Source organism: Chitinophaga sp. Cy-1792, from assembly GCF_011752935.1.
GTDB lineage: Bacteria > Bacteroidota > Bacteroidia > Chitinophagales > Chitinophagaceae > Chitinophaga.
This window is the reverse complement of the sequence record NZ_VWWO01000001.1, coordinates 3446300-3459105: the sequence shown is the minus strand read 5'-3', so window position 1 is coordinate 3459105 and position 12806 is coordinate 3446300. Positions and strand designations below refer to the sequence as shown.

Here is a 12806-nt window from a genome sequence, read left to right as displayed (position 1 = left end):
CAACCAGTAACTGATAACTACCAATTATTTAAACATACAGAACGAAATAAAACAATCATGCTGACGATTAAAAATCTGCACGCAGAAGTAGAAGGAAAAAAAATACTGAAAGGCATCAACCTGGAAATTGGCAAAGGTGAAATGCACGCTATCATGGGTCCCAACGGTTCCGGTAAAAGCTCTCTGGCCTCTGTACTGGCTGGCCGCGATAACTATACCGTTACTGAGGGTGAAGTGTGGTTCAATGGTAAAAACCTGCTGGATTTATCTCCGGAAGACCGCGCACGTGAAGGTGTATTCCTGGCTTTCCAATACCCTGTTGAAATCCCGGGTGTTTCCAACATCAACTTCCTGAAAACTGCAGTAAATGAGGTGAGAACCTACAAAGGCCTGCCTCCTTTGGAAGCAAAGGAATTCCTGAAACTGACCAAAGAAAAACAACAGCTGGTAGATTTTAACACCAACCTGATGAACCGTTCCCTCAACGAAGGATTCTCCGGTGGTGAAAAGAAACGTAACGAAATTTTCCAACTGGCTATGCTGGACCCTCAGCTGGCTATCCTGGACGAAACTGACTCCGGACTGGATATCGATGCACTGCGTATCGTTTCCAATGGTGTAAATAAACTGCGTGATAGCGAAAAATCTTTCGTTGTTATCACTCACTATCAGCGTTTGCTCGAGTACATCGTACCTGACTTCGTACACGTACTGTACAATGGCCGTATCATCAAAACCGGTACTAAAGAACTGGCCCTGGAGCTGGAAGAAAGAGGTTACGACTGGCTGAAAGAAGCAGAGCACCAGAAAGAATCAGTATAACCCATTACGGATGAACAACAGTCAGGAAATTCCATCTTTCCTGTCTCCACTGAAAAAGTAATTCGTAATAGTAAAAGTCCAAGCAACAATATGACAAGCGATATCATGATACCTTTTTACCAGGCTTTAACGGAAGACGTAACTGCCTTGTCGGCCCCGCAGGATAGCCTGCAGGAGACACGCCGCGAAGCGCTGGAACGTTATACCGCCACAGGTCTCCCAACCCTGAAAACGGAAGCATGGCGTTTTACCAATATCCAGCGTTTCCTGAAAGAGTATCCATATGAATTATTGAGTACACCAGCCACCACTACTGCCACTGTTGCTGATGAAGCAGCCATTGCAGGACTGGACAGCTATCGTGTAGTACTCGTAAACGGCCATTTACAGGCAGATCTTTCCAGCCTGCCTGCCGGTAAAGGTATCAGCATCGGCGCTATGAGCGCTTTTGCAGAAACCCCTGGTTTCGTTAAATGGTTCAACAGCCAAAAACACCTCGCAGGTGAATCCCTGGCCAACCTCAACACCGCCCTCTTTGCCGATGGTCTTTACATCGAACTGCAGGCGAATGTTGCGCTGGAAAAACCGATCCACCTCGTACACGTATATACTTCCGACCGTCACGCATTTGTACAGCCACGTCACCTGTGGATCCTGCACAGAGGCGCAACAGCTACCGTTATCGAAAGCACCGTGCACCCTAAACAGGAAGCCGTAGCCTTCGCCAACAGCGTAACGGAAGTAGTAGTGGAAGATAACGCTGAACTCTGGCATTATAATGTACAACAGGGTGCCGACAATTTCCGTCAGGTAAACACCACTGCTGCACAGCAACAGAAAGACAGCCGTTACCACAACTTCAACTTTACCCTGCCTAATACACCGTTCACCCGTAACAACCTGAGCGTAGTACTCAATGGCAGCAACACAGAAACAAACCTGAAAGGTCTGTACCTCGCTACCGGCAGTCAGCACATCGATAACCATACCTTTATGGACCATCTGGTGCCTCACTGTAACAGTAACGAACACTATAAAGGCGTATTGTTAGATACTGCCAACGCTGTATTCACTGGTAGAATCCATGTTCACCAGGAAGCACAGAAAACAAATGCCTTCCAGCAAAACAACAACCTGTTACTGGGCGACAAAGCAACCATCAACTCACAGCCTCAGCTGGAAATCTATGCTGACGACGTGAAATGCTCACACGGCTTTACCGCCGGCCAGTTCAGCGAAGAAGCAATGTTCTATCTCCGCGCCCGTGGTATCGGTGAAGATGCTGCCAAAGCACTGCTGGTGAATGCTTTCTCTCACGACGTAACAGACGAAATTGCTGTGCCTGCGCTCCAGGAATATATCCAGGGCCAGATCGAGGCAATTATGAACATTTAACAACGACGACGTACAATGGAACATATTGCTAATACACAAACCGCTGCACTCGACTTAGCTGCTGTCAGGAAAGATTTCCCGATACTGCAACGTATGGTGCATGGCAAACCGCTGGTATACTTCGATAACGGAGCTACCACGCAGAAGCCAGCAGTGGTAATAGAAACAGAGAAACATTACTACGAAACATATAATAGCAATGTGCACCGCGGCGTACACCATCTGAGCCAGGTAGCTACCGATGCATTCGAAAAGGCCCGCAATATTGTGACCGCCTATATCAACGCACCAGACAGCAGCCAGGTCATCTTCACAAAAGGTACTACCGACGGTATTAACCTGGTAGCAAGTGGCTTTAGCCGCCGCTTCCTGAAACCCGGCGATACCGTGATCATCTCCGCAATGGAACACCACTCGAACATCGTTCCATGGCAGATGGCCTGTGAAGACAACGGAGCCACCCTCAAGGTAATCCCTATCAACGATAAGGGCGAACTGATCATGGAGGCCTTCGAAGCCATGCTCGATGATACCGTTAAAATTGTATCCGTAACGTACGTCTCCAATACCCTGGGTACGGTAAACCCGGTGGAAGATATTATCTCGCTGGCGCATGCACGCAATATCCCTGTTCTGATAGATGCCGCACAGGCCGTTCAGCACATCAGTATTGACGTTCAGGCCCTGCAACCGGATTTTCTCGTTTTCTCCGGCCATAAAATCTATGGCCCTACCGGCACCGGTGTGCTGTATGGCAACAAAGAATGGCTCGATAAACTGCCTCCTTACCAGGGCGGTGGAGAAATGATAAAAACCGTTACCTTCGAAAAGACAACGTATAATGTGTTGCCCCATAAATTTGAAGCCGGTACACCTAATATTGCCGGTATCATCGGACTGGGCGCAGCAATTGAATATTTGCAGCAGGTAGGCATTCCCGCCATCCAGCAATGGGAAGAGGAACTGATGGCCTACGCCATGGACCAGCTCCGCCAGATAGACGGTATCCGCTTTATCGGTGATGCTGCCAACAGAAGCGGCGCCATTTCCTTCCTCGTGCATAACATTCACCCCTTTGATATGGGTGAACTGCTGGACCAGCAGGGTATAGCTGTCAGAACAGGTCATCACTGCACAGAGCCATTGATGAACCGATTCAATATCCCAGGTACGGTAAGAGCTTCTTTATCTTTCTACAATACCAGGGAAGAAATTGATAAACTGGTGGCCGGAATCAAACGTGCCAGCTCCATGCTGCTGTAAACAGGCCAATATGACGATTAAAGAAATACAGGAAGAAGTAATATCGGACTTCGCCTTCATGGAAAACTGGGAAGATAAATACGAATATATCATCCAGCTGGGTAAGGAATTGCCCATCATCCAGGAAGAATTTAAGAAAGAGGAAAACCTGATCAAAGGATGCCAGAGCCGCGTATGGTTACATTCAGAGCTGAAAGATGGCAAACTTTTTTTCACCGCCGACTCCGACGCCGTTATTACCAAAGGCCTGGTTAGTCTGATGATATCAGTACTTTCCGGTCATTCTCCGAAAGAAATAGCTGAAGCAGAAATATTTTTTATTGATGCCATCGGTTTAAGCAGCCACCTCTCTCCTACCCGTTCCAACGGTTTGCTGAGTATGCTCAAACAGATGAAACTTTATGGAGTAGCCTACCAGGCTAAAATGAACCAATAATGAGTGAAGCAACATTAAGAGAACAGATAGAAGCACAGCTGCGAACAGTTTATGACCCGGAAATCCCGGTGAATATCTGGGAGCTTGGACTTGTATACGCGATTAAAATCAAGGAAGATTTTAGCGTAGGCGTAGATATGACCCTCACCGCACCGGGCTGCCCGGTTGCCGGCGACATCATCCGTGAAGTGGAAGAAAAAGTACGTGGCGTGGAAGGCGTTACAGATGTACATGTACACCTGACCTTCGATCCACCCTGGACAAAAGAGATGATGAGTGAAGAAGCTAAACTGGAATTAGGATTTTTATAATACCTTTCCGGAACGGTAAAAAGCAGCATACAAAGGGCCTCGCCCTTACAAATACTATATTTAAGGCCAAATGTCAACTTACTCCAAAATGAGATAGTTAGATATTTGGCTTTTTTATTTTTTGATTTTCTTTAATTTGTGCCAAAATTCAGCCTCGGCGAAATAATCATTTATTATAATATCTTAAAGCAAAGAAGACAAACTAAAACAGAATCTATTTAAACCTTATGCCATATACAGAGGAAGCGACACAACCAATAATTGAAAGGCTGAAACTACGGTACCTCCATGCTCATGAAACCGTCGTGTCGATTCACCTGTTCCTCACCGGCCGGCAATCTGAAGTCCCGGTACTGACAACACCAGACGAAGCTGCAATGGCAGGCGCATTTATCCCGCTACTGTCTTTGCCCGACCAATGGAATGATAATGACCGACTGGTTTTACAGTTACTATCCGAACCACAGGTATGGGAACAAAATGAAGCTGCATTTCTTTCGCATATCGTCCCTATGCTGGATATGCCAGGCAGCTCCAATTCCATCGTACAACGCTTTAGTGCCTTCACCAACTTCCTGCAGGAAAGGGGCTTTAGTCCTGAAAAAATAGGCTCCATGCTGATCCTTCATTCCAGAGAAGGGAATAATATGGACCTGATGCCATTGAAATTTTCTCCTTTGAGAAAATTTTTACAGGATTTGCTCAAAAGCACCGACAGCTTGTCGATACAACCCTACCTGACCCGCTGGGTACATCTCAGCTGGAATTCCCTGTTTTTTCGTCTTCTTTCTAAAAGTCATCCCGAACTGGAGATGACCTACCTTGAAAATCAACTCCTGGCCCAGGTACCAGGGTATCTGCACAGTGAACTGGCCAACGCCCTGTTACAGCATAATTACAGCAAATACGAACCGCTGTTGCTGCAGGTATTACAGGCGCCAACACCACCAACCGTTGCCGTGCAACTGGGTGTGCAGCTGGCACTGACCAACTACCAGCCAGATACCTACCAGGCCGGACTATTACCATTATTCAGGCAATACCTGCACGACTATACGCAGCAGCCGCAGCAGGAGGAAGGCTATGCCTCTACCCTGCTTCATGCGGATGCCGTATCATCCTATCCGCTTAGCGTGATAGCCCTGCACGGTATTTTACAACATAATGCCACTGAAGGAATCACCTACCTGCACCAGTTTATAGCAGAGAAACGCTTCCTGCCGCAGGTATGCTTCGATATCATTGCCCGCCAGCTCCAGGTAGCCGCTGTTCCGCTGCTGCTGGAAGCCCTGCAGCAGGAATATGATATCCAGATGCTCCTGCCGCTGCTCGCGCAATTCGACCCGGCCTTATACCTGGAAGCACTCTGGCCTTATACCATGCATAAGCTGAAGTCGGTACGTATGGCCGTAGCGCCACTGCTGGCGAAAGACCCGGACGCTGTCACCAAAGCTGCCGGACTACTGCAATACAAGAAAGCAGAGCAACGCCTGACAGCATCCCTGATCCTGTGTACCATCAATACTCCGGAAGCACGTACGCTGATACAGGAAGCACTACATAATGAGATCAACGACGATGCACGCGACCTGATGCTGGAAACGCTGGGCAATACCATTCAGTATACCTCAGAACCAGCTACAGTCGATTATCTCGTAGCCTCTGCGAAGCGCAGGAATAAACTGTCGCGGCCACTGGAAAAATGGCTGGACGATCAGGCACTGCCTCCATTATGGATGCATGACGGTACCCAGCTGCCATTGGAAGTGACCCGGTTCCTGATCTATCGCATGTCGCGCATAAAGGAAATGGGCTCCGATGTAGAAGCCAAACCATTGCTGGACCTGCTGGACAGGACCCGCAACGACGACTTCGCCATGGCCCTGTTCCAGATATATGAAGCACATCAGGGCGATACACAACTCAAATATATACTGGCTACCGCCGCACTCACCGGTGGTGAAGAGCTGGGAAATGCCCTCCGCGAAAGCATTGGCAGCTGGATCAATAACCGCAGGCCACGGCAGGCGGAACATGGCCTCGCCGCCCTCGCACTCCATGCAGCCAAAAAATCACTGCAGGTAGTAGAGAAATATGCCAGGAAATATACCACCCGCCGCATAGCACTGGGCAATGCAGCACGACAGGCACTGTCGCGCTCCGCAGCCGAACTCGGACTCACCATGCATGAACTGGGCGACAGAATCGTTCCTGACCTGGAATTTGAAGGATTGGTGAAGCCTTTCATCAATAAAGACGAAACCTGGAAAGGCATGGTAGACCTGGATTTCCGTATAGGCTACCTCAACAGGCGTAACAGGCGCATGAAAACGCCTCCGGGCCAGACTACCGCCCTTGTAAAACGGTTCTTTAAAACCACCCAGAAGAACCTACCCGAGCTGGCAAAACTACAGGCTTCCAGGCTGGAGCAGTTCCTGATTACACAACGTAGCTGGAGCGCAGCCCAATGGAATGCCCTGTTTTTACATAACCCTATCCTGTTCGTATTTGCGAACAGGTTAGTATGGGCCAGCTACCATGCTGACGGGCAGTTTTCCGGCACATTCCGTTGCACGGAAAACAGTACGCTCACAGATGTAGGCGGCAATGCCTTTGAACTACCGGAAGGGGCGACCGTACGCCTGCTTCACCCGCTGCAGATAGATGCAGCCGGCAAAGAACAATGGCTGCAGCACTTTACAGCCCATAACATCATCCCAGGCTTTGCACAGCTGGAACGTCCGGTATCTGAACTGAACATCCAGCAACGCCAGCAAACGATGATCTATGATTTTGAAGATATAATTATGGAACAGGAAGCCCTCAACAGCCTGATGGAAGAAAAAGGCTGGAAACTGAGGACCAATGAGGAAAGTCAACCGCTTTCCTTCCGTAAAACAGATGATATAAACGAAGTAGAAGCCGTGATAGAATTATCCGGCATCTACCTCGAGTCGGGTATCCAGTGCAAACTGGGTACCCTTTACTTCATTGACCTGGAAAAAGCAGGCGATGCAGCTTTCGATAGTACCAGCAGGAACGCAGGCGCTTATATGCTGCCACTGCACAAGGTTCCGGCGGTATTCTATTCTGAAACAGTGACGGATATTTCAAAGCCCGGCTCCACGATTGAGCTGGTATAACAGCAACGTACATACGAAAAAGTAGCAAATGTGCCATCTCTACTGCGTAGATATGGCTTTTTTGTTTTTATAGCTCTTTAGAAACAAAAGGCGGATATTTATCTGCAGATAATTTTCTGGTGCGGGTTTCAGGATTATAATCATAGTAGGAAGGTATGTATTCAAAACGTAGTTTTCCTTTTTCAAGGTACCAGCGGGCAGTTGCATCAAAAGCCACGGCGCGGTACCGGCCATCCCCGGCAGGCATATCTCTGTATAACAATTGTTCTTCTCTCCAGCTAACTTCATCTTCACTAACAAAAATATTATAAACACCATATACCACTGCCTCCATGGTATGCCCGGCCACGGTGGAAGATAGCAGGTGCATAAAACCAGTCATCTCCCCGGAAGATTTACGTATCGCTAACTCATACCGGTATACGCTGGTGCCTGTAAAATCCTTTTGCAGCAAGCCTTCTGAGCCATCAGGGCTAACTTCGTATACTTTTTCCGTGGTAACGGTGGTCATATGAAATTGAATGCCGTCTTCGGTTTCAGAGAGATCGGAAAATAACATCCTGTCGCTGTAAATGCCTCTCAGCCCACCTTTCTCAAGGTCGTACGATAGTGCAGGGGTTTGCATTACCTTGCCCAATACATGTTCGCGGATGAAATCGTGTAGTTTTTTCTGCATATAGTACTAAGGATCGAAAAAGGAAAAAGTTCAACTGTCCTGGAAAATGTTGGTGTAACCTTCCCGGAAAAGAAACGCCGCCCCTATCTGATAGAGACGGCGTTTTTTATTATTTCATTACTAATCGGACAGGCAAACTATTCAATCATTAATAAGGAATCCTATCAAGGTGTGTATGTCACCGCACTGCTGTATAATACATTGGACACCGCCGACATATAAGTATGCTGGTCTGTGCTGGTGAGGTTGTACCATAGGTACACGCCATAGCCATTGGTTTTGGTAGAATTTGCCAGACTAACAGCCGTGCTCTGACTGGTAGATGAAAGATCTACGGCTGCCGGCGCCAGCTGGCTTTTTGCCAGGCCAGCTACGTTAGGAACGGAATAACTGCCGTAAATAGCATTCCAGCTGTAGTTAACGAAGTCGCCGGCTTTCTGGCCACCATATGATAAACGGGAAGCAGCAGGGCCATAATAATAGAACGTGATCAGTTTGGAAGGCATTAAAGTTCTTAACTCAGAAAGCAAAAATACAAAGGAGCTGTCGTTTGGCTGCCCGGTACTGTTGGTGCCATAATCTGCATATTCATCATCGAAGTCGATACCATCCAGTCCGTAGTAGGATACGGTATCAGACAGCTGTTTGGCAAAATCATGTGCGGCGCTGCGGCTGGTAAAGTTGCAGAAACCCGCGCCCTGGTGGTTTCCCAGGATAGATAACAGCACCTTCATGCCTTTGTTCTGTAATGGAACAATCTGGGTAGTTTTGTTGGCCAATACACTGCTTACCTGCGGATTATTGTACAATACCGCTTTGCTGGTACTCGTATTATAATTGATGTTGGCAGCAAAGATGATGGCAATATCAAACAGCTGCTGGCCACCGGTAGTGAGCGTATATTTACCGGTATTGAGAATACTGTTGCTGTTTACTTCTACATAACATACAGACACGCCACCTGATTTTGTAACAGATTCCGTATGTGCTTTAACGTTAGTATTCGTGCTCAATGCATTGTCCTTATTACAGGAAGTGGCAAGGAGGGTAACAAGGGTGATTGATAACAAAGACGTCAGGAAAGTCCCGTGGAATGTCGATTTCATAACTTTTGGTTTGATGGGTTTGATGGTTAAGAATAGAAAATGAGATGCCTGGCCGCATCCTGGCAGAGATTACGGGGTAAAATAGAGTGCTGTAGCCCGACTAATAAAAAATAATGGAATTCGAATTCTTACCTGAATATAACTAAAATCCGATAAAACAACTAAAACGTTTAAGCTCCCTACCACAAAGGATTTAAAGCCTGTTTAGCAAGGCGGATAATTATCCTGATTGGGATTGCCGCCATTAACTGCTAAATTCAACATACTTCTGCCTGTCACTTGCAGTCATAAGCTGTAAGTTTATCTATACAAAGCCTGGAAATTGAGCCCCCACTGATGTAGCATTGACACCCCTGATTTTATCTCCTAAATTCCTGTACGATGAAAATAGTGTACCTGCTATTATTATTAGTTTGTTGTATGCCGGCATACGCACAGCAGCCAGCCCCGCTAAGTATTGAAGTGGCGAAAGCGGAGCTCAGGTCCGGGCAAACAATCGCCCCCGCCCCCGAAGCAGCAGAGTTGGGAAAGTACGCCAATGCACCGGTAAGTTTGTATACAGGAACACCGGATATAACTGTCCCTATCTATACGCTGCAGGGGAATAACCTCTCCATCGAGCTCAGTCTGCATTTTGATGCCAGCGGGTTTCGCCCGCAGGATGCACCTACCTGGGTAGGCCAGAACTGGTCACTGTTTGCAGGCGGCGTCATCACGAGAGTAGTGCGCGGTAATCCGGATGATGCCCGTTATACCTCATTGGACCTTCCACCAGCCAGCGACTACTTCGCATGGCAGAACAGGCTGCAGCAAATAAAGAAAGGTGAGATAGAAATGGAACCAGACCTCTACTACTACAACTTTGATAATTATACCGGGAAATTCATCAGAACACCATCCGGCCAGATCGTGATGAAAATGCGGAATATGATGGACTTCCACTTTGATAGCACCGAAATCACCGTAACGGATGATAAAGGTAACAGGTACCGCTTTGCAGATATTGAAGCTACCCGTATGGAACCGGGTAACGATCCCTATCCTGATTCAGCCACAGTACGCAGCTACAACTATATATCCAGCTGGTACCTGACCAGTATCATTGCTGCAAACAGTCATGAAAAACTATTATTCGGCTATGATTCTACCGTAGCATATCCGATGGATTTACAAAACACCAATAGCGCCGCCATCACCCACAGTTACGCTACCATCAGGCATTATGACAGCACCGGAATGACTACTGTACATACTATAGACAGTAACTACAACGCCTATACGGGGCCTTTCACTTACAGTACACGCAGGTTTCTGAAAAAGATATCGCTGGTAAGGGACGACAGCATCATTGCGTTCATTGCGTTGAAATCCACGCCAGATATCGACTCCATAGGTAGCCGCCAACTGGATACCATTGCTGTATACAATGCGATTGGAGGAACACCGGGATTAGTAAAACAATTCCGGCTGGGATATGGCTATTTTTCCAATCCGGATAATAGCTACACCAAAAGAAGACTGCGGCTCGACAGTTTGCAGGAAATTCCCATCAGGCAGGATGCAGCTGTGCCACCTCCTTATCAATTCTTCTACAATACGAATGCGGCCATGCCGGAAAGATTTACCAAAAGTATTGACCATTGGGGCTTTTATAATTGTGCTAATAACCAATCTCTGGTACCGAACATAAAAATCATCTCTCCACCTGATCCTTCTGACAGCATAATTGGCGGAAACGCAAACAGGGAGCCCAATCTCACAGGATCCTCTTACGCCATGATCAACAAAATTATTTACCCTACCGGTGGATTTACCAGCCTGGAATATGAATTACATACCACCCTGAATCAAAATGAATCAGTACGTACACTGGGAGGTGTCAGGATTAAAACACTGGCAGATTATGCATTCCCCGATATTCCGGATATGTTCGGCATAGTGAAAGCTTACACCTATACCGACGATATTTATTATGATAAGTCCAGTGGCAGATCAGATGAAGCTTTTCCTGCTTACCTGGTAACATCTTCCTATACCAATCGCGACACAGATACCTTGTCCGGCGATTATTTTCAAAGCCAGAAAAATTATACGGTCACCGCGAACGGTTCTTTCGGACTAGGTTCATTCCAGGGAAAACATGTGGGCTACCTGGAAGTAACAGAGAAAATAGTCAATAACCGGCTGCCCGCAACACATGGCAGAACACTACTCAGGTACCAGTTAAATAATATCAGCACAACTGATGACGACATCGCAAATGGTTCACTCATCTGGTGGGATATGTACAATTATTACGGGGCATTTAAATACGAGGTGAAGTATACCTATCTCACCAATACAATAAATACCTATGCTTCCACACAGGCAAAGCCTGTATTAAATCAGACCAACGCAATACTGTGGTGTAAAACGCTGGATTCAGCAGGCAATCCTGTATACAATGCCTATACTGCATTAACCGGGCTACCGGCAGGCTGCACCGACTCCAGCTATTATCCCACTACACTGAAAACAAATACCTATGGATTCAAATCTCAGGAAAAATTCCTGACGTTAGCAATAGAAAAGCGTCCCGATGATTTTACATCGTATAGTCTTACCACCAATACTAAATATATGTATGGTAATCCGGCGCATATTTATCCCACGCAAATCGAGCGGTACAGCGATCATATAAAGGTCGTCACCCGCAAGAAGTATATTGCTGATTACCCGGCGCTGGCGGGGGCTAACGATGCCGGCATTCCCCTCATGCTATCCAAACATTACCTGGCAGCTGAAGTAGAGAATTACCAGTACCGTGCACCGAATTCCGGCCCCGATAAACGCGTCATCAACGGCACCATTTCTTATTATGGCGCAGACCTGTTGCCGGTAAAACAATTAAGTATAGCTGCGCAGAAACCGATAACAAACTTCCAGGAGTCCGCACTTACCACCAGCGGCCTGACGTTTGACCCGGCCTATCAGCCAGCAGTTTATTTTACCTATCAGCAGGGAGCGCTTGCCTCCAGGCAAAACAATGCAGGACCCATCACACGGTACCTGCGGGGATACAACAATAGTTATACCGTGGCGGAAATGACGGGTGGCAATAAAGTACACGCGGCTTACTATAATTTCGAAGATGATGGGCAATCCTGGTATGGCTCACAGATAACAGGCTATACCATCAACAACTCAGTTGCCTACGCAGGTCAGCGGAGTGCCATCATTCCCGCAGGAGGAATGATCACCATCCCTTCTTCTCCGCTGCGCGTGGTCATGAAACTTTCTTTCTGGTTATATAGCGGTGGCATTACAGCGAAACAGGGCCTTACCACGATCACACCATTTATGACCGGCCCGGTAAGGAATGGCTGGACATACTACGAATACAGGTTCGATCCCGCAGATGGCAGTGTTCAACTCACAGGCAACAACACTATTATAGATGAACTACGGTATATCTATGTCAATGCCGACATTATAACCTATACATATGATCCCCTAATAGGCAAAACAAGTAGTAATTCAGCCAACAACCGCATTATTTTCTATGAATATGATGGATTAAACCGGCTGATAAATCTGAAAGATGAACAAAAAAATATCCTGCAAAATTTTAAATATAACTATGGCCCGGGCATACCAGTAGATATCCCCCATTGA

The 12806-nt window shown here is 47.0% G+C and carries 9 protein-coding genes; 7 read left to right on the top strand and 2 right to left on the bottom strand.

The genetic code is table 11. The features are described 5' to 3' along the window. The first annotated feature begins 57 nt into the window (after window positions 1–57). From sufC to F3J22_RS14075, 6 genes are all read left to right on the top strand, one after another. A complete protein-coding gene (gene sufC, locus F3J22_RS14100) occupies window positions 58–822 on the top strand; it encodes a Fe-S cluster assembly ATPase SufC (RefSeq protein ID WP_167018185.1) in 765 nt (254 codons plus the stop codon). A gap of 90 nt (window positions 823–912) precedes the next feature. After that, window positions 913–2217, top strand: a complete 1305-nt coding sequence (gene sufD, locus F3J22_RS14095) for a Fe-S cluster assembly protein SufD (RefSeq protein ID WP_167018182.1) — start codon at window positions 913–915, stop codon at window positions 2215–2217. A 15-nt stretch (window positions 2218–2232) separates the two neighbouring features. Continuing rightward, on the top strand, window positions 2233–3480 hold the full coding sequence (locus F3J22_RS14090) for an aminotransferase class V-fold PLP-dependent enzyme (RefSeq protein WP_167018180.1): 1248 nt from the start codon (window positions 2233–2235) through the stop codon (window positions 3478–3480). 10 nt (window positions 3481–3490) lie between these two features. After that, the gene (locus F3J22_RS14085) at window positions 3491–3916 is read left to right on the top strand and encodes a SufE family protein (protein WP_167018178.1); all 426 of its coding nucleotides are present in this window, start codon (window positions 3491–3493) and stop codon (window positions 3914–3916) included. Next, complete coding sequence (locus tag F3J22_RS14080; RefSeq protein WP_167018176.1) at window positions 3916–4227, top strand: DUF59 domain-containing protein; 312 nt, start codon at window positions 3916–3918, stop codon at window positions 4225–4227. Before F3J22_RS14085 ends, F3J22_RS14080 begins: the two co-directional genes overlap by 1 nt. A gap of 227 nt (window positions 4228–4454) precedes the next feature. After that, entirely contained in the window at window positions 4455–7370 is a 2916-nt protein-coding gene (locus tag F3J22_RS14075) for a DUF4132 domain-containing protein (protein ID WP_167018174.1), read from the top strand. 67 nt (window positions 7371–7437) lie between these two features. Here the strand turns inward: F3J22_RS14075 and F3J22_RS14070 are convergent, their stop codons facing one another. Both F3J22_RS14070 and F3J22_RS14065 read right to left on the bottom strand, forming a co-directional pair. Next, complete coding sequence (locus tag F3J22_RS14070; protein ID WP_167018172.1) at window positions 7438–8046, bottom strand: hypothetical protein; 609 nt, start codon at window positions 8044–8046, stop codon at window positions 7438–7440. Window positions 8047–8210: 164 nt separating this feature from the next. Further along, window positions 8211–9152: an endo-beta-N-acetylglucosaminidase H gene (locus tag F3J22_RS14065; protein ID WP_167018170.1), complete on the bottom strand. Its 942-nt coding sequence runs from the start codon at window positions 9150–9152 to the stop codon at window positions 8211–8213. A 381-nt stretch (window positions 9153–9533) separates the two neighbouring features. On the opposite strand from F3J22_RS14065, the gene F3J22_RS14060 reads away from it, so the two are divergent. Beyond that, a complete protein-coding gene (locus tag F3J22_RS14060; protein WP_167018168.1) occupies window positions 9534–12806 on the top strand; it encodes a hypothetical protein in 3273 nt (1090 codons plus the stop codon).

Bases quoted from the DNA above. Each gene is read 5' to 3' on its own strand.
- sufC (WP_167018185.1), top strand. From the start codon at position 58: ATGCTGACGATTAAAAATCTGCACGCAGAAGTAGAAGGAAAAAAAATA.
- sufD (WP_167018182.1), top strand. From the start codon at position 913: ATGACAAGCGATATCATGATACCTTTTTACCAGGCTTTAACGGAAGAC.
- F3J22_RS14090 (WP_167018180.1), top strand. From the start codon at position 2,233: ATGGAACATATTGCTAATACACAAACCGCTGCACTCGACTTAGCTGCT.
- F3J22_RS14085 (WP_167018178.1), top strand. From the start codon at position 3,491: ATGACGATTAAAGAAATACAGGAAGAAGTAATATCGGACTTCGCCTTC.
- F3J22_RS14080 (WP_167018176.1), top strand. From the start codon at position 3,916: ATGAGTGAAGCAACATTAAGAGAACAGATAGAAGCACAGCTGCGAACA.
- F3J22_RS14075 (WP_167018174.1), top strand. From the start codon at position 4,455: ATGCCATATACAGAGGAAGCGACACAACCAATAATTGAAAGGCTGAAA.
- F3J22_RS14070 (WP_167018172.1), bottom strand. From the start codon at position 8,046: ATGCAGAAAAAACTACACGATTTCATCCGCGAACATGTATTGGGCAAG.
- F3J22_RS14065 (WP_167018170.1), bottom strand. From the start codon at position 9,152: ATGAAATCGACATTCCACGGGACTTTCCTGACGTCTTTGTTATCAATC.
- F3J22_RS14060 (WP_167018168.1), top strand. From the start codon at position 9,534: ATGAAAATAGTGTACCTGCTATTATTATTAGTTTGTTGTATGCCGGCA.